Annotated in this window: 17 protein-coding genes, 1 tRNA gene and 4 pseudogenes; 7 read left to right on the forward strand and 15 right to left on the reverse strand. The window is 39.4% G+C overall.

Features of this window, described 5'->3' with window-relative positions:
• From N4T56_RS13195 to N4T56_RS13240, 10 genes and pseudogenes are all read right to left on the reverse strand, one after another.
• Complete coding sequence (locus N4T56_RS13195; RefSeq protein ID WP_261733553.1) at positions 1-642, reverse strand: acetyltransferase; 642 nt, start codon at positions 640-642, stop codon at positions 1-3.
• On the reverse strand, positions 635-1,711 hold the full coding sequence (gene neuB / locus N4T56_RS13200) for an N-acetylneuraminate synthase (protein ID WP_261733554.1): 1,077 nt from the start codon (positions 1,709-1,711) through the stop codon (positions 635-637). The genes N4T56_RS13195 and neuB overlap by 8 nt, the downstream gene beginning before the upstream one ends.
• Positions 1,708-2,376, reverse strand: a complete 669-nt coding sequence (locus tag N4T56_RS13205) for a PIG-L deacetylase family protein (protein ID WP_261733555.1) — start codon at positions 2,374-2,376, stop codon at positions 1,708-1,710. The genes neuB and N4T56_RS13205 overlap by 4 nt, the downstream gene beginning before the upstream one ends.
• Positions 2,373-3,263, reverse strand: a complete 891-nt coding sequence (locus tag N4T56_RS13210; protein ID WP_261733556.1) for a formyltransferase family protein — start codon at positions 3,261-3,263, stop codon at positions 2,373-2,375. Before N4T56_RS13210 ends, N4T56_RS13205 begins: the two co-directional genes overlap by 4 nt.
• A 12-nt stretch (positions 3,264-3,275) precedes the next feature.
• On the reverse strand, positions 3,276-3,659 hold the full coding sequence (locus N4T56_RS13215; RefSeq protein ID WP_261733557.1) for a UDP-N-acetylglucosamine 2-epimerase: 384 nt from the start codon (positions 3,657-3,659) through the stop codon (positions 3,276-3,278).
• Positions 3,637-4,428, reverse strand: coding sequence for a UDP-N-acetylglucosamine 2-epimerase (neuC, locus tag N4T56_RS13220; protein ID WP_261733558.1), 792 nt, complete (start codon positions 4,426-4,428; stop codon positions 3,637-3,639). Before neuC ends, N4T56_RS13215 begins: the two co-directional genes overlap by 23 nt.
• Entirely contained in the window at positions 4,425-5,582 is a 1,158-nt protein-coding gene (locus tag N4T56_RS13225; protein ID WP_261733559.1) for a LegC family aminotransferase, read from the reverse strand. The genes neuC and N4T56_RS13225 overlap by 4 nt, the downstream gene beginning before the upstream one ends.
• Positions 5,583-5,590: 8 nt before the next feature.
• Positions 5,591-6,784 carry a UDP-N-acetylglucosamine 4,6-dehydratase gene (locus N4T56_RS13230; protein WP_261733560.1) on the reverse strand — a complete coding sequence of 398 codons (1,194 nt, stop codon included), beginning with the start codon at positions 6,782-6,784 and terminating at the stop codon, positions 5,591-5,593.
• A 221-nt stretch (positions 6,785-7,005) separates the two neighbouring features.
• Positions 7,006-7,081: transfer RNA gene (locus N4T56_RS13235), tRNA-Arg, on the reverse strand.
• Between the two features lie 158 nt (positions 7,082-7,239).
• A pseudogene (locus N4T56_RS13240) lies at positions 7,240-8,447 on the reverse strand (flagellar assembly protein FlgT).
• A 281-nt stretch (positions 8,448-8,728) separates the two neighbouring features.
• Between N4T56_RS13240 and N4T56_RS13245 the strand changes: the two are divergent.
• On the forward strand, positions 8,729-9,436 hold the full coding sequence (locus tag N4T56_RS13245; protein ID WP_261733561.1) for a FlgO family outer membrane protein: 708 nt from the start codon (positions 8,729-8,731) through the stop codon (positions 9,434-9,436).
• Positions 9,433-9,882, forward strand: a complete 450-nt coding sequence (locus N4T56_RS13250) for an LPP20 family lipoprotein (RefSeq protein ID WP_261733562.1) — start codon at positions 9,433-9,435, stop codon at positions 9,880-9,882. Before N4T56_RS13245 ends, N4T56_RS13250 begins: the two co-directional genes overlap by 4 nt.
• 100 nt (positions 9,883-9,982) lie before the next feature.
• On the opposite strand, the gene N4T56_RS13255 is transcribed toward N4T56_RS13250, so the two are convergent.
• Positions 9,983-10,921 carry an autotransporter outer membrane beta-barrel domain-containing protein gene (locus N4T56_RS13255; protein ID WP_261733563.1) on the reverse strand — a complete coding sequence of 313 codons (939 nt, stop codon included), beginning with the start codon at positions 10,919-10,921 and terminating at the stop codon, positions 9,983-9,985.
• 111 nt (positions 10,922-11,032) lie between these two features.
• Positions 11,033-11,683 (reverse strand): TetR/AcrR family transcriptional regulator, encoded by a 651-nt coding sequence (locus N4T56_RS13260; protein ID WP_261733564.1) that lies wholly within the window; start codon positions 11,681-11,683, stop codon positions 11,033-11,035.
• A 230-nt stretch (positions 11,684-11,913) separates the two neighbouring features.
• Between N4T56_RS13260 and N4T56_RS13265 the strand changes: the two genes are divergently transcribed.
• From N4T56_RS13265 to N4T56_RS13285, 5 genes and pseudogenes are all read left to right on the forward strand, one after another.
• Positions 11,914-13,035, forward strand: coding sequence for an efflux RND transporter periplasmic adaptor subunit (locus tag N4T56_RS13265; RefSeq protein ID WP_261733565.1), 1,122 nt, complete (start codon positions 11,914-11,916; stop codon positions 13,033-13,035).
• Positions 13,032-16,087 (forward strand): annotated as a pseudogene (locus N4T56_RS13270) (efflux RND transporter permease subunit). Before N4T56_RS13265 ends, N4T56_RS13270 begins: the two are co-directional and overlap by 4 nt.
• Before the next feature lie 120 nt (positions 16,088-16,207).
• Entirely contained in the window at positions 16,208-16,615 is a 408-nt protein-coding gene (locus N4T56_RS13275; RefSeq protein WP_261733566.1) for a hypothetical protein, read from the forward strand.
• A 220-nt stretch (positions 16,616-16,835) separates the two neighbouring features.
• Positions 16,836-17,720 (forward strand): annotated as a pseudogene (locus N4T56_RS13280) (6-hydroxymethylpterin diphosphokinase MptE-like protein); the annotation flags it as partial.
• A gap of 35 nt (positions 17,721-17,755) precedes the next feature.
• Positions 17,756-18,664, forward strand: a complete 909-nt coding sequence (locus tag N4T56_RS13285; RefSeq protein ID WP_261733567.1) for a hypothetical protein — start codon at positions 17,756-17,758, stop codon at positions 18,662-18,664.
• Positions 18,665-18,740: 76 nt separating this feature from the next.
• On the opposite strand, the gene cydX is transcribed toward N4T56_RS13285, so the two are convergent.
• The 3 genes and pseudogenes from cydX to N4T56_RS13300 form a co-directional block, all read right to left on the reverse strand.
• The gene (gene cydX / locus N4T56_RS13290) at positions 18,741-18,851 is read right to left on the reverse strand and encodes a cytochrome bd-I oxidase subunit CydX (RefSeq protein WP_261733568.1); all 111 of its coding nucleotides are present in this window, start codon (positions 18,849-18,851) and stop codon (positions 18,741-18,743) included.
• A gap of 17 nt (positions 18,852-18,868) precedes the next feature.
• Positions 18,869-20,008: a cytochrome d ubiquinol oxidase subunit II gene (cydB, locus tag N4T56_RS13295; RefSeq protein WP_261733569.1), complete on the reverse strand. Its 1,140-nt coding sequence runs from the start codon at positions 20,006-20,008 to the stop codon at positions 18,869-18,871.
• A 15-nt stretch (positions 20,009-20,023) separates the two neighbouring features.
• Positions 20,024-21,581, reverse strand: a pseudogene (locus N4T56_RS13300) (cytochrome ubiquinol oxidase subunit I).
• Positions 21,582-21,912 lie beyond the last annotated feature (331 nt).

A 21,912-nucleotide genomic window follows, 5' to 3' on the forward strand; every position in this document is an offset into this window, starting at 1 on the left:
TCATTCCTTTTTTCTTATTAATGCCTGATGCCCGTATACAACCGATTTTTCTTCAACATTTGTCACAACGCTAGCGCCAGCACCCACAACAACATTTTTACCAATATCAACACCTTGTATCACACAGGCATGCACGCCTATATGAACATCATCTTGTGTAGTTACATTGCCACAAAGTGTCGCGCGAGGTGCAATATGGTTATTCGCACCAACATTACAGTCGTGCTCAATTATAGCACCAGTATTAATAATACTGTTTTCACCAATATACGCACCCGTTTGGATAATGGCTCCAGACATTACCTGCACACCCTGTGCCAAATATGCAGATGAAGATACAATCGCGTGTGGTGATATAACCGTTGCAAAACTAAAACCTAATTTAGAGAAAAATGCCGCCACTTTTTCTCGGTTTTGTTGTTTCGGTAAACTCCCAAGGCCATTAACCAAAAGTACATCATCAGGATTAAATTGACCTATATCGTCATCATCACTTAAGTACTGTATCGATTCAAACATCTGATTATTATTGTTTTTCTCAGACGAAACATATGCAATAACATTACAGCCGTTAAGATGAAGTAGATCCATTAATACGCTTGCATGGCCACCTGATCCAATCATGATTAATGGCTTACTCATCGATTAAATCCCCTGACCGATAGTTTTTTGATGCTACTTGGCCGGAAGTCAGCTGCCAAAATATATCCGGAGACATACCACTTCCAGGCCTTTTCATTGTCAAATTACTGACATTAAATGGCTCACCTTTTTTTATATCTGTTTGTGCCACAATACTTTTTCGGGCAATAATTATATTTTTAGCTTCAGATATAGTGGGCTTCTTAATACCATGACCCAACGCTTTTTCAACTTGTCTGATAGAATCCACCATCATTTTTAATTGCAACGGTTCTATAGACGCTCGATGATCTGGGCCTGGCAATAAACAATCGAGCGTAAAGTGTTTTTCAATTACTACAGCCTGTTTAGCTACTGCAGCAATTGGAATCGCAATACCTTGACTGTGATCTGAATAACCAACAGGTAACCCGAAGCTTTGTTTGAGTGTATCCATGGCGTTCAAGTTTATTTCGTCAAATGGCGCAGGATATTCTGTAGTGCAGTGTAAAATGGTCACTTTACCGGATAGAGCTTTTTGACCTTCATCCGATTGAAAAGCCAGCTCAAAATTTGCCAATGAAGGCAGCATCTCTAATGGCGAAACATAGCCAAAGGCAATGACACTGAGCGCATTTTTCACTTCTTCTAACGTTGTCATTCCCGTTGATAAAATAATATCTAACCCAGTTCTAGCATGCGCTAACACAAACGGACTATTGGTTAATTCACCTGATGGAATTTTCAGCCGTTTCACTTTAATTTCATCAACTAAAAAATCTAAACTTTCGAAATCAAATGCGGTTGATAAAAATTCAATATTTTTTGAAGCACAATACTCAAGCAATTGGTGATGCGCGTCATAACTAAGCTCTAGACGCGTTAACATAGCTAACTGTGACTCTTGATTACCGGTAGCCTCTATTTGATATTGTGCTTTACTGGCACTTGCTGTCACTAAGTTTGTTGCTTTAAAGGTTTGAAATTTTACAATGTCAGCCCCAGCGTTAACAGCCTCGTCGACTAACTGAAATGCCATTTCGAGCGAACCATTATGGTTAACCCCGGCTTCTGCAATCACTAGAGTCATAATATTTCCTTGATGAGCACAAATGCTTCAGCAGCTTCAACATTCGCTTGAACACCACGAACATACGCTAAAGACTCTAGAGCCTTACGTGAACGAGGAAAGGGGAATGGTGCGATTTCAGATGGATACATTTCAAGAATAGTTAATTTTTTCTCAAGCTGTAAACTCACATCAATAAAGACATTGGGTTTAAAGCCTCCATCTTCAGGTTTTAAACCAAAATCTGTTTCTGATAAAGTCTCATAAGCCAGCACTTTTTTGACAAACGGGTAACGAAACGACTTGGTGGCCGACATTACCGCATCAAATACAATTTTATGATCTGTGTGTGCATCATTTCGATAAACAGTGAAGACCTGCTCAGGCTTAATCTTTGAAACAACATCACTAATAGGCTCTACGATATGATTCATCGGTAAAGTTTCTAATTGACCCGCGGGCAACATTAATTCGTTAATTGATGAAAATCCATATGCCAACGTTACTGCCGCAATTTCTTTTTTTCTTGTAGCAATTTGAGTTGTTGTAAAACCAGAGCTTTTACTCATCCCTGTCACCAAAAGCCAATGAACCTCATAACCAGCTTGAACAAACTTAAGTATGGATCCACCACAGCCTAAAGTTTCATCATCGGCATGTGGAGCAACGATTAACACACTCTTCACAAATACTCTCCAACTATAGGTAATTGATCTTCATTTAAATTATGTAGCCAAATTGAATTTATTCCATAACACTTGACTAATATACTCGTTCCTTTTACGGACAAAACCTTACCGGGCTCAATATTTTCGGCATAAGTATTTAAGTCAATTGTAGAGCAAAATACAGGAACTAATTTATCTCTCAATATAAACTCAGCACCTGAGTATGGGAAAGTTAAGGCTCGAACTAAATTATGAATCGCTGCGGCAGACATTCTCCAATCTATTAATCCGTCTTCCTTACAGCGTTTCCTCCAGTATGTTGCTAAATCGGAAGATTGCTCATTGAAAACAGCCGTTCCTGATGTCAATTGATTTGTGAAGTCTATTATTTGTTTCTTTGCCGTAATAAGTATCTTTTTATAAAGCGAGGTTGCATTATCTTCAGCATCGATAGGTACCAACTCCTGACTTAAAATAGGATCCGAATCAGCGCTTTCATCCATTTTAAAAAATGTGGATGCAGTTTCATTTAATCCTAATACCAAAGCCCAAATAATTGGGTGTCGCCCTCTGTTTGCAGGTAACTTTGCAGGATGAAAACCAATGACACCTTGAGGTGTTAAGTCTAAGAGGTCTTTACTTAAAAGATAACTCCAACCAATACAATAAATGATATCTAAATCATATCTTCGAAAAAATTCAGTAGACATAATACGATTAGTCGGTTCTTCAAATAGGTATGGAATATCGTTTAATTTACATAGTTGGATCAAATCCGCAAAGTCTGCATTTACAGTTGTGGCTCGCCTTGTAATGACGGCTACAACCTCAACATTATCCATGCTAACAAGTGTTTCTAAAGCTAATAAACTTGACTCTACACATCCAATAAAGCCTATTCGCATATTATTTCTCCTTCAATAATTGTAAAAAGACTTAACAACAATGTTGTCCAGTGGAAATGATATTAGTTTTTCTACAATTTTTTTAGAGCTCGTTCCATCACCATATGGATTATGCGATTGTGCACAGTTGTCAATAAACGCCTTACTTAAAGCGACATCAACAGCATTTCTTATTTCATCAATAGATTCACCGCATTGAATAACCGTATTACCTCTGACTCTACCTTTTTGCCTATTTCCAATATTAATTGTAGGTACTTTAAAGGTTGGTGCTTCAATCAACCCACTTGATGAATTACCAATAACTCCCGAACAATACTTTAATAAACTTAAATATCGTAATTGGCCTAAAGATCTAATCAGTAAAATCCGTTCAGGATATTTTTTTGAACGCATCTAATATCTCAATTAATTTCCGCCCATGAGTATCTGCATTTGGATAAGTAATAACTAACTGATAATCAGGATATAACTCCAACACTTGAATTAAGTTATTTAATGAATCGACAGAACCTAAATGTTCCAAAGTAACGGGGTGATATGTGACCATGAAATAAGGAGATGTAATATCGAAAGATATAGATTCAGATAAGGTAACTTTATCCATCAATGATAACTTAACAATGCTATCGATTCCTGGCGCTCCAAAATTAAACACTTTAGAAGGTTGTTCTCCCAATTGAATCACGCGTTTACTATATTCATCAGTTGCAGTAAAGTGTATGTGAGACATCTTGGTAATTGAATGCCTAATGGCTTCATCAATAAGACCTTCTGTTGTTTCTCCCCCATGAATATGTGCAACAGGAACACAAGCTACCATACTAGCTTGTGCAAGTGCCATGGATTCAAACCGATCGCCTAATAAAACCAATAAATCAGGTTTATTCCTGTCTAGAACTTCAGCGGCAGTTATAAGCGCTAGCCCCAATGATTTTGTTATACCTACAGGTGAGTCGGAAGATAGGAGAAACTCCATTTTTTCGGTAATGTTAAACCCATCTGCTACTATTTGATCTATGGTATAACCAAACTCAGGAGATAAATGCATTCCACCTACATATAATTGTAATTCAGCATTTGGCGATTCTTGTATCCCTTTAATAATCCAATAAAGAAGCCCATACTCAGCTCTTGCTCCTGTAAATACAGCTATTTTTCTCATTTATTTTCTCTAATATCGATAGGTGAGCTAGGTAAATTAATTAAACGCGCTGCAATCAATTCCGAATAGCTCAAATCGCCTCTTAATGCATTTTTAAACATAGGCAAATGATGCATTAACGTCCATACCGGACGAGTCATCACACCGTTATAATTCGTTTCAGTCAGTAACCTATTTCGAGCTTCGTGGCTTTCACATATCACCGCATTAAGCCAGTAATTAGACTTTGCGTATTCAGGTTCAATGACAAACTGATAGGCCGAACCAGCAAAAAATTCACTGTATTTCGCAGCCAATAATCGTTTACTTGCTAGAAAATCATCAATAACTTCCATTTGTGCGCAACCCAACGCAGCGTTGAGATTAGGCATGCGATGATTAAAGCCTGCTTGATCATGGAAGAATTCGAAAGCATGTGGCATTTTCGCTGTAGTAGTGAGGTGTTTCACTTGTATGCCTTGCGCTTCGTTTTTGCAAAGCACCATTCCACCACCACCTGAAGTAATAATTTTATTGCCATTAAAGCTAACCGCACCGAAATCACCAATAGTTCCAGTGTGTTTGCCTTTATAAGTGGAACCTAGGCTTTCTGCCGCATCTTCAATTAGTGTTAATTGCCATTTTAGGCAAATACTGACAAGTTCATCCAATTGAGCTGGGTGCCCAAAAGTATGCATAGGTACTACAGCTTTGATCAACTGCCCTGTTTGCTTATGCACACAACCTAATTCGGTTAATGAAGCATGCTCAGTTAAATAACGTTCTAGTGCTACCGGACACAAACCTAAACTAACATTAGATACATCAACAAAAAGTGGGCTGGCGCCAAGATGGTAAATGACATTACAGGTTGCAACAAAGGTTAGCGCTTGAGTAATAACTAAATCATTAACAGTCACACCGGCCATATATAAAGCGGTTTGTAATGCCGCCGTTCCGTTAACAACAGCAACAGCTTTAGCTGCACCGGTATAGTGTTCTATCTTGTTTTCGAACTCATCAACATATTTACCAACGCTTGAGACAAAAGTACTGTCTATAGTATCTATAACATAACGTTTCTCATTGCCTGCAAAGGTGGGAGCATGCAAAGGAATAAACTGATCTGTTCGATAAATATCACGAATGAACTGACCAATATTAGCTGCTTTCATCTAGTTTCCTACATTTTTCCATCTAAGTATTTACCTGTTTCTTTATGGTCAAACTCAGGTAACATTTTATTAAACAGTGCAACAATTTGTGTTTTGCTCCAAGCTTGTTCTCGTTTCATGGCATTGATTTCATGTTCAAACATGTTCAACCGTTTTTCATCAAATTCGGCAGGATGCTTTATAACTCCGAGATCAGTAAACCGATCCATATCGAGTACATCATTATGGGTAAAAAACTCTTCAACATCTTTCTCACCTGTGGTGTCACTTTGAGTAAACAAACAAGGCCACATCCCCTGACTCGGTAAAGAGTGAACTAAATCTCGAGCTTCAGATTCACTTTGGCAAAGGTGAGGTTCATATCCAAGCTGTGCTAGATACTTAACTGCAATGTCGGCAAAAGAAACAAGCGGTAAAAATTGCGTTTGTTTAGGGAAAAAAATGTCACGATTATCACCTAAAAGGCAAGACATTAAACATAACTCACCCGACTCTTGCGGCGTCACAAAATAACGTTTCACATCGTTGGGTGCCACAATAGGCTGTTGCTTAAAAATTCGTTGATTAAAGCTGTGCAACAGTGAGCCATCTGAAAAGGCGACATTAGCAAACCTTGCAGTTGAGATATTTAATTGATGGCTACGACGCATCAAAAACATCTCCATAATTCTTTTGGAAGCCCCCATCATATTCACTGGGTTTGTCGCTTTATCTGTCGAGACACAGAAATATTTTTTGACACCCGCTTGAATAGATTGTTGAATTGTTTTGTCTGTATTAAACACATTTACATCAATCATTCGCATTAATGTAAAAGGATCTTTCTCACTGCGCACATGCTTTAACGCAGATAAATTGAGCACATAATCATACTGACCATCAGCTTTAATAAAAGCATCATATTCAATCGAGCCAATATCAAGCGCGAAGCTTTGAAAATCACCTGCAATGTAGCCAAAAGCACTTCGAATATCCCTAACAAGTTCAACTAGATTATTTTCATTAATATCAACAGTATGCAGTTTTTTAGGCTGTCTTTTAAAAATTTCTTTGGTCACAGCCTGGCCAATTGTGCCAGCTGCGCCGAGCACCAAAAAACGAGATGATCCAACGAGTGAATCTAATTGTGCTGTTAATGCCGTCATATCACTATTAAGCAAAGGAAGTGACCTTCCAATTAACGATAAATCTAACAATTGCATTAGTTACATCCCTTTTAATCATTAGCCGACCTGTCTATAGACATAGACTGCCAATAAACTCACTATTAAATGAACTAGCAATATTTATTCCAAAATGCATTAAGGCAGGTTAAACACTATAAGAGAATAGAAAAGAATTTACTACTTTGCTTATGACAGTAGATAACGGTCTTATCAGGGAGACCGAAGTGAACAAATATATGAACTAAAAATAAGCTATATGGTCTCCCCACAGGGACTCGAACCCCGATCGGCCGCTTAGGAGGCGGCTGCTCTATCCTGTTGAGCTATAGAGAGACCCTCTGATTATACTGAGTTTAAAATTGATTTAAAGCCTTTAAATTTAATTGCTTAAATCTTAGCCGAGTTAATGACCTATGCGGATAATATTTACCACATTTTCAGCTCAAAACTGCGTTAATGACCTGCAAAACACACTTAAATATTATTGATGATTAGTTTTTAATCGCAATATCATTCACTTGAATATTATCAGCGCCATCAATGCCATTAAATATCGCTGTGGCGCTATCTTCGCTGACTTGGTCAATGACAATATTTGCCCGACTTTTACTGGCTACAGCTCTCATTGCGTTTAGGCGGTCGGGGATATTTTTTTGCAGCACGACCTGAAATTTATCGCCCATTTTCACACCATTTTTACGGCTTCCAAATTAATGATAATTCTGTCGCCTTGCCTTGCGACAATTTGGCCTAACAATGGCCGACAGTTTAGTTGTTTATCTAAATTGAGTACGCTCGTTTGAAATATCTCACTGATGGCTTGACCATAAGATGAACGCCAAAAACGTTGGCTAGCAGGAGAAACGATTTCTTGTTTTTCAAACTCCCACTCTGTTGATGTGGCGAAGGTTTCTGTCCATATGATCTCGCCACTGATGCCATGATAGAGCGTAAGTTTTAACATGAACTGCCTGATGGGATAATCATCGGTTAAGCCAAAAAAGCCATTTTGTGCCGGCTCAGTTGAAATATCAATAATGTCAGGTTGTAACACGTATTGGCTTTCGGTTATTTCTCCTAACCAAGTGGGAATGCGATAACCTCTAAAATTAACCAATTGGTTAGTGTTATCTATTTTTTCATCTGCATGTATTCGCGCGAAGCTATAACGTGACTGAGCGTTGATGATTTTACCTAGTTTTTCAGTGATCTGTTGTTCAAAGTTGGCTAATTGACCGTAACGTAATTGGGCGCGATCTTGTAAATAAGATTGTGGCAGCATTATTGCGGCTTTTAATGACTGGCTTTTGCATTGTGCGTTTGGCTCTTGCTCTGAGAGTGCTAACTTCAACACGACAGTGATGGTATTTTGGCTGATCATTTCACTCATTAATTCGACATTATTAGCAGAACCGATGCGCTGAATTTGAAAAACATCTTGAGTCAATCGCCCCTGGTCGATTGATTGTTCACTCGAAAAATTAACACCCGCCTTTAAGCTTGCGTAATTTAACGCTTGGCTAATGGCTTCTTCGCGGGCTTTATCTATGTCGCCGTTGACGATTTTGGCTCGACCTGTCACCTCGACCTCCTGAGCGAAAGTCGATTGCACCTGAAATAGACTCGCAAATAGCATTAATGCTAGTACAAGTTTGTTTAAGCGTGTTGCGCGCTTAGTAAGGTGTATTTGCGTCGGCATACGATATCCTAATGTCAAAAAATCGTCAGTTGGGCACTTAAAATCATTGTTATTTAACAAGCAAAAATCACGCCATTAAATTAATTAAGGCAATTTTACGTGATGATACTCAAATACAGTAAAGCTTTTCAGGTATTTGCCGATAAAGTTTTATAGTTCATTTGCTGCTTTGTCGCGCACCGTGGTGACAAACGAGGTGACTGTTTATCAACTCATTGATAACAGTAAATAAAACCTTAACTATTGACACTGCAAACAGCAGACATTTAAAAGGAACCATCATGATTAATAGGTTTACTCTCACAGCAGTGTTAGCGATATTAACTGTCGCTGCGTGTAATCAAACACCGAATCAAGCAAACAATTTAGCGTTTGAAAATAACGGTAAATACACCAAGGTTGCTGATGAAAATGGGGTTTATCAAAACCAACTCATTTATGACATCCAAGGTGCAGGGTTAGCACCTAAGGGTCAAATTAATGTGTGGGCTGAAAAGCTGGTTAATGAATTGGTTTTGCAAAACGATGCCTTACGCTCAGATCAGCCATTGCTCATAACAACCCCTGTATTGTCTAATAACTTAAATGCTACCAATGAGTTGGCATTACAGTTACAGCAAGGCATGTTGGCTGCGTTTCATGCCCGCGAGTTTAATTTGGTTGACATGAATGTTGCGATTAATTTACGTGCAACAGAACAAGGTGAGTTTATGCTGAGCCGAAACTGGGAATTATTACCTTCGGGTTTACCTGTGTCGCATGTATTAGTGTCAACAATGTCAATGACGCCGGAAGGCGTGGTATTCAATGGTCGAGTGGTTAATGTATCTAACAACCGCGTGCTTTCTGCGGTGCAGTCATTTGTCGCGGCTTCGAGTTTGTCAGGTTATTTACAACCATCTGAATTAATCGAATCTCGTAACGGCTTACTTTATCGCCATGAGAAAAAAGGCGACAGCCGTTATACCGTGTTAGGAGATGAGCTATGAAGCAACTGCTATGCGTTATGATGCTGATATTATTAAGCGGGTGTGCCAGTAAAGATAAATACGTGCAGTGGGAAACCGAAGCACCAGAATCATTCCCGACGTTAACCGCTGTCGGTTATGCACCTTTAGCAACACAACCCAGCCCTGAAGCTTCACACCGAGTGTTAATGGCGATGCAAGCGTCAAAAATTGCTGCATACCGAGAGTTAGCCGAACAAGTTTACGGCCAAAAGATTTCAGCGAATAGCGATGTTAGTGAGTGGTTATTAACTGACGATAATGTTAAATCGAGTGTCAGCGGTATTATTCGTGGTGCTAAAGTGGTTAAAACCTACCCTTCTGGTGAGTTTTATGTCACTGAGTTAGCGTTAGACTTTAAGCAAGTATGGCAATTGTACGAACAACAAAACCGTCCTAAACGAGTTAAAGAAGTCACTTATTTTTAATGTTTAAGCTTATTAGCCATTTGGTTGATAGAAAAATGCCGCTGATGTTAGCGGCATTTTTTTGTTCTAAAAACAGTATTCGTTAATTTATATCGCGACCTTAAAAAGCCAATTTAAACACTAAACCAAACGCTGCTTGGTCTTCAATGTCTTCGGTCACTTTTGGATCGCTCAGTTCCATTTCTCCGCCAAAGTAATAACCTGCATAGGCATTAAGACTTAAGCTATCAGTTGCTTTCCAGCCTGCACGGACAAAGCCGACCCATTCATCAATCTCGATGGTTTGGTCATCATCGGCGACTAAAAAACGTTCGGTACGTTTTGAGCTACCAATGCCAAAATCAATGTCAGGGCGATATTGATAACTTAACTCTAAGCCTGCGGGGCCACTGAAACCTGCTTGGAATGGGTTAGCTAGCACTAACTTGTCGTTGATTTGCCAGCGAACGGCTATATATGGCACAGTGCGAACTTCTGAAATATCATTCAAATAAGCCACACCAAAGCCCAACATATTACCTGAATCAAAACGGTACATACTGGATGCTACAACACCGTAACTTTGCGCATTAGATGACGATGCCGTATCGGCATAAGCATATTTTAACTGCGGTGCGATTAAAAACATCCAATGGTTATCTAGACGATATGTCAGTGATAATCCGGCACTGTATTGATGAACCGTCGACCAGTCTTGCTCGGCTGATTGCAGTTGAGTGGCTTGGTTTATCCGCCAGTCATAATCTAAATTATCATAACCAACATTAGCCCCTATCGACCATTGTCGATTTAATGGCATGGTGGCTGAAAAACTGGTTTTCCAGGCGTCACGCTGAAGTTCATTACCCGTATTCGCACCGACATCAGCTGTGGCGGTTGAGGTACGTGCAACCGTTAATGAAAATGGTGAGCGTTCAGGTGCGGCATTGGCTTGTTGGCAGAGTAATAAACTAGGAACGAATACAGGTGTTAATAAGAGTGATTTGAACAACAAACGGCATGCATTCGCTTGAGAAATTTGAGCTTTATAAAGCGTCATAGTGATGCGCATCCTTTCTAAATAAGAGTATGACCATTGCGTGGCTTAATACTGGAGCTAGTACTGGAACTAATACTGACTTAATGACAATTGAGTTCAAATTAAGTTTAATTATTTTAGCGTAACTTTATGAGCGCGCAAAAACATCTCCGCGGTATCTTGCAAGTATTGTTGTCGACTTAATAATAAATGATCTGTCTCTAATGTTAACTCTAAGCGTAACTTAAGCTCACCAAACAACATTAAGCATAGCCTTACGGCACTGTCGTGCGGATGTTCAAAGTAATATTCGCCATGCTGATTAACCTTGGTTAAATATTCACGAATTAGCCCTAGAACATGTTTGAAGCCAGCGTTGTAAAACAGTTTAGAGGCCTCTGGATGAGTATCGGCCTGAGCAACGCAGGTTTTAAATACCGTCATGGTGTCTTTGCTAACAATCATTTCGCCAAACTGTTTGGCAAATTGCAGTATCACTCGCTGTGGATCAGCGGCATCCATTAAGGTACCACTGGTGAGCTGATGTGCAACGCATTTTGAATCAATCGCGGCCACAAATAAATCATCTTTAGAACCAAAATGCGAGTAAACCGTTTGTTTTGATACGCCCGCATGTTTTGCGACTTCATCCATACTGGTTAGCGGAAAGCCATTTTGACAAAATAACTCCATTGCCGACTCAAGCACTTGATTTCGCTTTTGTTCACTGCGGCTTAAGGTCACTTGTTCGTCATTATTTATGTCTGAAGTATTTTTTGTCATGTGAAATCCGTAGGTTAACCCTATTACTAAATTCAGCATCGATATTTTTCGATATCATTAATGCATCATAACCAAAAATAGACTGGACAGTCTAGTTCTATAAAATTAGACTACCAAGTCTAGTTAACAAAAAAATTACATCTTACAGTGCGGCGTGCATATTTTTAACGCCGCGATCTGAACTCAAGATAAGTCACCATCGATACACATAGCGCTTTAAGGGATTACTTATGTTTGCTGCAATGTCATTAACTCAACATGCAAAAGGCTTAGCATTAGGGTTAAGCTTACTTCTGTTAAATGGTTGTGGCTCTGAGGTCAAGGAGCATTCGCATACGGTTGAGTATCAATCCGTACAAGCGCAAACATTAGCTCTTAATGATCGTTACCAACAAATGCAAACTTACACTGGAACGATTCGTTCAGCTAACACTACAGGCATTGGTTTTGAGTTAGCTGGAAAACTGAATAATATCGTGGTCGATAGCGGCGACAGCGTTAAAAAAGGTCAAGTACTGGCGCAGTTAGATACTGACTTATTAATTGCTGAAAAACAACAACTTGAAGCGAGTTTGTTGCAAACTCAAGCTGACATTGATTTAGCCAAGAGCACCCTGCTTCGTACCGAAAAATTAAAAACGCAAAACTATGTATCAGCGCAACAACTCGATGAAACCCAACAACACGTTATCAGCCTACAAGCCAATCAAAAACGAATAGAAGCAAGCTTAAGTGCCACCAACTTAAAACTTGAAAAATCAACATTACTTGCGCCATTTGATGGAACAATTAGTCAACGTTATCATAATCTTGGTGAGGTTATTGCCCTGGGTAGCCCTGTATTTACCTTAATCGGTAATAGCCAAGCAGTGGCTTATATTGGGGTTCCGGTCGATGTTGCACAACAATTAACGACTCAACAACATGTTGATGTACGTGTTGGTAAACAAACCTTCACTGCCAAAATTGCCGGCATAAGTGCAGAGGTAAATAGCATTAGCCGTACCGTACAACTGCGGATTCAATTACCTGAGTCAGCAAGAGTGATCAATGGCGAAATAGCCTACCTTGCCTATCAACAAGACAACTTGACCGCCGGATATTGGGTGCCAATGTCAGCACTGACTGACGGAGTGCGCGGATTGTGGAATGTCTATGTCTTGGTAAAAGACGATCAAAACCATTATCAAATTGAGCGCAGAGACGTTGAGATTATCTACACCAATGAGCAACAAGCATTCATCAACGGGGCGATTAAAGCCAATGAACAAATCGTCTCAGACGGGTTACATAAAATAGTGGTTGGCCAAAAGGTCACTCTCGCCAATACCCAATTAGTGGGGGCGTTATGATTAAAGCTTTTTTAGAAAATGGCCGCTTAACGAGCCTATTTATTGCGCTGTTAATTGTTGCCGGCTTAGGGGCAATATCGAGCCTGCCGCGCACAGAAGACCCGCACATCACTAACCGTTTTGCCTCAGTGATTACCCAATATCCAGGCGCATCTGCAGAGCGGGTTGAAGCATTAGTCACCGAAGTACTTGAAAACCAATTACGCCGTTTAGAAGATTTAAAATTAGTTCAATCAACATCGCGCCCAGGTATTTCGGTTATACAACTCGAATTAAAAGACACAGTAGTCGATACCGATCCGGTATGGTCGCGTGCACGTGACCTAATCGCTGACAGTAAATTCTTATTACCGGAAGCGGCACAAAATGGTGTGTTAGATGATCAACTGGGCTATGCCAGCACGGCCATATTAGGCATAGTATGGGCCGATAACTCTCCCGTTAGAGTCGACATTCTTAACCGTTATGCTAAAGAGTTACAAAGCCGCTTACGCTTACTGAACGGCACCGATTTTGCCAAACTTTACGGTGCCCCTGAAGAGGAAATACTGGTTGAGCTTGATGGCAATAAAATCAGTGAATTGCACCTAACGCCTGCAGGAATTGCAGCGATTTTAGCCAATGCAGACAGTAAAATATCTGCCGGCGAGATTAATAATAATCAGTTTAGAGGCCTTAGTGGAGGTTTCTGGTGAGCTCGATTCACAACATCGTATTCGCCAGGTGCCTTTAAAAGTCGATGATTACGGCCAGATTATCCGTTTAGGTGATGTAGCGAATATCACTCGGCAGGCTAAAACGCCAGCAAGCAGTATTGCGTTAATTGACAGTCAACAAGGCATATTGGTCTCTGCCCGAATGCTTAATAATAATCGGGTGGATTTATGGCAGCAACAAGTTAACCAAACCATTGATGCCTTTTCGGTAAACTTACCGGCCAACATTGAAGTACAGTGGCTGTTTGACCAACAAGGTTACACTCAGTGACCGTCTTGGGGATTTAGTGGTTAACTTACTCCAGGGTTTCGTTATTATTCTGGCGGTGTTAATGCTCACCTTAGGCCTGCGTAACGCCATCATAGTGGCAATATCGCTACCATTGACCGCATTGTTCACACTAACTTGCATGAAATACACCGGATTACCCATTCATCAAATGTCGGTCACCGGCTTAGTCGTGGCACTGGGTATTATGGTCGATAACGCGATTGTGATTGTTGATGCCATTGCTCAGCGCCGCCAGCAAGGCATGACCAAGCTTGAGGCTGTGTCAAAAACCTTGCATCACCTATGGCTACCGTTAGCAGGGTCAACCATTACCACCATGCTGGCTTTTGCACCGATAGTGTTAATGCCGGGCGCTGCAGGTGAATTTGTCGGCGGGATTGCTATTTCGGTTATGTTTGCCTTGCTTGGGTCTTATATTATTTCACATACTATTATTGCTGGCCTTGCGAGCCGCTTTAGCCGCAGTGAAAAACCAAGCGCCTGGTACCAACAAGGCATGGCATTTCCAAAAACTAGCCAGGCATTCACTGCAAGCTTACGTTTTGCTTTACAGCGACCAATATTGACTGCGGTGGTTATTGGTATTTTGCCCGTGGCTGGCTTTTTTGCGGCAGGTAAAATGACCGAGCAATTTTTTCCGCCATCAGACAGGGACATGTTTCAGCTAGAAGTGTATCTAGCGCCACATGTCAGCATTGAAAACACCCTCGCCCAAGTAACGTTGATTGATAACAAACTGCAAAAAATTGACGATATCTCGCGGCCACCTGGGTTGTAGGCGGTAATACGCCATCGTTTTACTACAACCTCACTCAGCGTCAGCAAGGTGCCACAAACTACGCCCAAGCCATGATTAAAGTCACCGACTTTGTTGCTGCTAACAGGCTTATTTTGCAATTACAAAAAGAGTTAGATAAAGAATACCCACAGGCGCAAATACTGGTGCGAAAACTTGAACAAGGCTTCACCATTTAATGCCCCTGTAGAACTCAGAATTTACGACCCCAACTTAGACACATTAAAAACACTGGGCGAACAAGTGCGAGGCATTTTAAATGCTACCCCAGATGTGATTCATACTCGAGCCACATTAAGTTCTGGGGCGCCAAAAGTGTGGCTTCAGGTAAATGAAGACGCCAGTTTGATGAGCGGTTTAAGCTTAAGTGATATAGCCAGCCAAATCCAAATGGCCACAACGGGGATTATTGGCGGCAGCATTTTAGAACAAACAGAATCTCTGCCAGTACGAGTTCGTTTAGGCGATACCAGCCGCGAACAAGAAACCCGTTTAGCCGAAATAAACTTGGTGTCACCGTCGGGTTCTGGCATTCCTTTGTCTGCACTTTCTTATAATGAGGTTAATGTGAGCCGCGGCGCCATTCCGCGTCGTAATGGTGAGCGGGTTAACACCATTGAAGCCTATATCACCAGCGGCGTTCTTCCCGCTCAGGTATTAAATGATGCCAAAGATGCCATCGCAAACCTAGATATTCCAGCGGGATACCATGTTGAAGTGGGCGGTGAAAGCGCTAAGCGTAATGAAGCTGTGGGCAACTTACTGTCTAACATCGTCTTAGTGTTCACCTTATTGCTAGCCACGGTTGTACTGTCGTTTAATTCGTTTAGATTAACGGCCATTATCCTACTTAGTGCGTTTCAATCGGCGGGGTTAGGCTTGCTAGCGGTTTTTGTGTTTGGCTACCCATTTGGGTTTACGGTGATTATCGGTTTATTAGGCTTAATGGGATTAGCGATTAACGCTGCTATTGTGATTTTGGCGGAGTTAGAAGATGTACCCGACGCCAAGCAAGGCAATTTGGCGCTCATTATCGATACAGTGAGTAGCTGCGGGCGACATATTGGTTCAACCACCATTACCACGATAGGTGGTTTCTTACCGTTAATTATCGCAGGCGGCGGGTTTTGGCCACCTTTTGCCATCGCCATTGCCGGCGGGACATTACTGGCTACTATGTTGTCGCTAGTGTGGGTGCCGGTCATGTATTTGCTATTGATGAAACTTGTAAAAAAACATCATCATTAAGATATTTGGCACTAAAAATGCTTAAATTAAGCATTGACGTGGTAATAATAATGTATGACAAAATATTGACATACATTATTATTCCTATTTGGGGTTTTAGACATAAAATACGAGAATATAATGAAATCTGCTAAATCAACTATTAAGAATGTGTTTGCTATCAGTCCATATGAAGAATATTATTTGCCTAGCGTAAACAATAATGTTTTTGAAAAGTTGGACTCTACTACTATTTATACACATAAATTTAAATCAGGAGAAATAAATCTTACTGATACTTTACATATTTTTATTGGAATGGATTCAGGACTACTTGTTAATTTTATAATGAATTCGACAATAGAACCGGGAAGTAAGTACCTTTTTATCGAACTTCCTGAAGTTATAGATTTGCTATCAATAGAAATTCCAAATGAATTTAAAGAGAGAGTATTGATTTGTACAGAAACAGAAATGAAGGAGATATTAAATAGAACCGAAATCAATTTATTCATAGCTAAAAAAAATATAAAACACATTATTCATTAGCTGCATCCGGTAACAATCACGAAGATTATACTGCATTAAACTATCGGGTCGAAACATCATTAGAGCAGATAAGGTTTGATAGTCACGCTCTATTTTCAAACAAAAAATTCTTAGCAAATGAAATTAAAAATATTTCGGAAAATGTCATTCCCGCTTCAATATTAAGGAACACTTTTCAAGGAAAAACTAGTATTATCTTGGCAGGTGGCCCTCTTTAGATGACAATATACAATGGATAAAAAAAAATAGAGAAAACTTGTTTGTAATTTCAGTTTCCAGAATTGCAAAAAAACTAACTTTAAACTCTATAAAACCTGATATTTTTGTGACGGTAGACCCTCACGATCTAAGCTTCGACGCAAATAAAGGTCTGATGGAATTAGACGGAGAAAATTTACTAATTCATTCTAACTATGCCTGCCCTAATATTATATCTCAGTGGCAAGGTGCATTACTATTTACTGGTGAGAAGTTGTTAGATAAAAAATCAGCCATAAATAATATTGAAACTATTGATCCAACAGTTGCAAATTCAGCAATAAATATTGCAAAAGAAATGGGGTTCACTAGAATAATATTGTGTGGTGTTGATTTATGCCATTCTAAGTCCGGTTCATCACATACAACTGGCACATTTATTCCTAAAGGGCATAGTATTGGTTCTATATATGAATGGGTTGAAACATATTCAGGGGAAATGGCAGAAACACCATATCAATTAACCCAAGCATTAACATCATTAAAAGCCCAAGTTGCAAACAGTCCAGATATAAAATACATTAATTTATCTATTAATGCTGCACGCGTTGAAGGTATTGAACATGTAGACAAATCTAACATCAACCTTGATTACATCGATAAAAATGACTTTATTTCAATTATAGAAAATAATAAATCATTACCTATTATTAATGCCCTGACACATGAAGAGGAGGAAGTCGACTTAATATTGTTGTCATTAAATAAATTAAAAGAAAAAATAAACAGTGCGCTAAAACTATGTCACAAACTAAATAACAAAAGCCTTGATAACATATCAACCTTCAAAAAAATAGATCACATCGAAAATTCAATAAACAAAAAATCAAAAAAAGCTCATACTTAGTTAAATATTATGGTTATTATGAGTTTACTAATTTTTTGACCACAAGAAATAATGAAAGCTGGGATCAAGAATACCTTAACAATCAAACCTTAATTTACTATCAAACCTATTATGAAATAACCAACATTTTACTCAAACATTTTAAAAGCTCTAAAAAACGAATAAAAAGTAGAATTTTAGAACATAAAAAACCAGTTCAAATAACACCATTATTGCAACAGTGGAAAGATGACCAACAATTTGGAAGAGCAAAGTTACTACTTCAACGTAAAGGAGTATCGATAACGAACTTAAGCGACAATGATATAGAAAATATTCAATTTTTCATAAAAAACTATGAATCGATAATTACTGAAAAAGACAAAAATGATAACATCCAGGACATCCAGAAAAATAGCTCGAATGATAAAGCTCACATGAAATTAAACTATTTTTTTCAAAGGAGATTTTTAGCTGGTATAGAAAAAATGATTCAATACACTGAAAACTCTCACAATAAAGAAAACATAGAGATTTATAACTTAGCGATCAGCTATAGGGATTATTTAAATAATGATTTTAACTCATCTTTGGTTGCAGCGATGAAAATACCAGTAGATTTAATGAGAGAAAGTGTACTCAAACACATCATTGTACTAACATTAAATTTAAATAAAATCCCAATAGCAGAATTATATCTTTCTAGAATAGTTGAGCTAAATGATGAATATTTGCCACAATATGCGCAAATTTTACACTTACAAGGTCAAAACCAATTAGCTCTAACATCGTATTTAGATTATTTAGACAAATATCCTGAGGACGTACCAGTACTACTTAAATTCGGTTTATTCCTGGTAAATGTAGGAGAAGTTGATAGTGCTAAATCTGTACTGTTGCAAGTAATGAGCATCGACACTAACAATCAAACTGCAATAAAATACCTAGAAATATTAAACAAATAATTTAAATAGCTACCAATAAAAAACCGCTTTATCACTAAAGCGGTTTTTTTGTTACTGGATAGTGCAAAACAACAGATTAATCTTCGTTTTGACGATTCATGTTTTCAGTGTTCTCAAGCCATAATGCATTGATAATACCGAATGAACAAGCCAGTAATACACCTAAAATCCACGCAAAATACCACATAGATGCTGCTCCTTAATTTAGTAAAGTGAGGTTTTATTGTTTTCAATAAACTCACGATTTAAACGACCGAACATCTTGTAATAAGTCCAAGCTGTATAAGACAAAATAATAGGTACAAAAACTGCTGCAACTAAAGTCATTACTGTTAAGGTCATTTCACTCGCCGTTGCATCCCACATGGTTAAGCTCACATTAGGCTCTAATGATGATGGCATTAAGAATGGGAACATCGCAGTACCGCAAGTAAAGATTACGCAAGCTACAGCAAGCGAACTGAACAAGAAAGCAAAACCACTACGGTTAAAGCGGCTAGCTAAAACAACCAATACAGGTAATATTAAGCCCAAAATTGGGAATAACATCGTCACAGGGTATTTGTCGTAATTTGTTAACCAAGCACCAGCTTCAACAGCAACTGTTTTAGTGGTTGGGTTTGATGGTCCAGCTAGGTCAAGTGTTGATGTTACCACATAGCCATCAATGCCATTAACTAACCAAACACCTGCCGCTGCAAATAGTACAAATAACAAGCTAGCACATATTTGTGATGCTTTAACGCTACGTACACGAAGTTCGCCTTCGGTTTTCATTTGTAACCAAGACGCACCTTGCATCATAAACATGGTAACACTGACAAGACCGGCTAATAATCCAAATGGATTTAACAGACCGAAAAAGCCACCGTGGTAAGTTGCACGTAGATATTCGTCAAAGTTGAATGGCACACCTTGCAATAAATTACCAAATGCAACGCCAATAATCAGTGGTGGTACAAAACCACCGGCAAATAAAGCCCAATCCCATGACTTACGCCATTTGGGGTCTTCAATTTTTGAACGGTAATCAAAACCAACTGGGCGCATATATAACGCGAATAACACCAACATCATTGCGACATAAAAGCCAGAGAATGATACCGCGTAAACCATAGGCCAAGCAGCAAATAAGGCACCACCCGCGGTGATAAGCCAAACTTGGTTGCCGTCCCAGTGAGGAGCAATGGTATTGATCATAATACGGCGCTCGGTGTCGTCTTTACCAATAATCGGTAATAAGGCACCTACGCCCATGTCAAAACCATCAGCCACAGCAAAACCGACTAATATCACACCGATTAATGCCCACCAGATAAATCTTAATACTTCGTAATCTAACATAATCAAGTCCTCCGATTAGGCGTCTAGGTTTTCAAAGTGATAACGACCAGTCTTTAAGCTACTAGAGTCCAAGACGAGCAAACTTGAACATTAAGAAAGCCTCTATCACCAGTAGAATGGTATAGAACACCGTAATCGAAATAATACTGAACCATAAATCCGCAGGGGTTAAACTCGATGCCGACATAAAGGTGGGTAATACTTCTGATATAGTCCAAGGTTGACGGCCAAACTCTGACACAAACCAGCCACATTCAATGGCAACCCAAGGAAGAGGTAAGCTGTAAAGCGCTGCACGTAAAAGCCATTTTTTCTCCGCAATTTTATGACGCGTGCTTTGCCAAAATGCTGCGGCAAACACGAGTAGCATTATCACACCGGCACCAACCATAATACGGAAAGTCCAGAACATAGGCGCTACGGTAGGAATAGAATCGTACGAGGCTGCGATAATTTGCTCTTCTGTTGCATCAACCACTTTATCGGTATAACGCTTAAGTAAGAAGCCATAGCCTAAGTCAGCTTTAGTCGCTTCAAATTGTGCTCTAACCTCTGGTGTTTCATCACCTGCACGCAATTGCTCAAGCAGTCCATATGCTACCATACCGTTACGAATACGTACTTCATGCTCTTTTACAAGATCTTTAAGGCCTGTCACCTCTTCATCTAAAGAACGTGTAGCAATAATACCCATTACATATGGAATTTTAACGGCGTAATCTGTGTGCATGGTTTCTTGATTAGGAAAACCGACAGCGGTAAACGCTGCAGGAGCAGGCTCAGTGTGCCATTCGGCTTCAATTGCCGCTAATTTTACGCGCTGAACTTCACCGACTTCGTAGCCTGACTCATCACCCAGTACAATAACCGATAGGATTGACGCTAGACCGAAACTTGCCGCAATGGCAAATGAACGGCGTGCAAAGGGTAAATCACGGCCTTTTAATATGTAGTAAGCACTAATAGAAAGGACAAACATTGCACCAGCAACATAGCCAGAGGCTACGGTATGAACAAACTTGACCTGCGCAACAGGGTTAAACACTAATGCTGCAAAGTCCGTCATTTCCATACGCATGGTTTCGTAATTAAATACAGAACCCACTGGGTTTTGCATCCAACCATTTGCAATCAAAATCCATAATGCTGACATGTTAGAGCCAAGCGCCACTAACCAGGTTACCGCAAGATGTTGACGTTTGCTAAAACGATCCCAACCGAAGAAGAACATACCCACTAAGGTAGACTCTAGGAAGAACGCCATTAACGCTTCAATCGCCAGAGGCGCACCGAAAATGTCACCTACATAATGAGAATAGTATGACCAGTTAGTACCAAACTGGAACTCCATAGCTAAACCCGTAGCAACACCCAAGGCAAAGTTAATCCCGAAAAGCTTACCCCAAAATTTAGTCATATCTTTATATATCTGATTACTTGTCATCACATATAGTGATTCCATAATCGCCAGAATAAAGGCAAGACCTAGGGTAAGTGGAACAAATAAAAAGTGGTACATGGCTGTCAACGCAAATTGAAAACGCGATAGCTCAACAACCTCTTCGATAATCATTGGCGACTCCTTAACTTCATTCAGTTCGACCAAATGCGATACGGCAATGATACATTGCCACAGTGATGATGTTATACCTGAAAACATTATTTTAAAGTTAATAATGTTAATGCGTTTATTAATGAAAATAGACGAATCAAACCATTAGCTTAGATTTTCAAGCCCAATCCTAAACGTTGTATATCTTACGGCATACAAGCAGGTGAGATCAGATTTTTTAATCAAATTTGTGACAAACATTAGATTTTTTGCATGGTTAAAAATTAATTATTAAATAACAATAGCTTACACCAAAGTGAAACGTGCTATATGCTATAAAACAATCATTTTT

The sequence above is a fragment of the Shewanella phaeophyticola genome (assembly GCF_025398315.1).
GTDB classification, from domain to species: domain Bacteria; phylum Pseudomonadota; class Gammaproteobacteria; order Enterobacterales; family Shewanellaceae; genus Shewanella; species Shewanella phaeophyticola.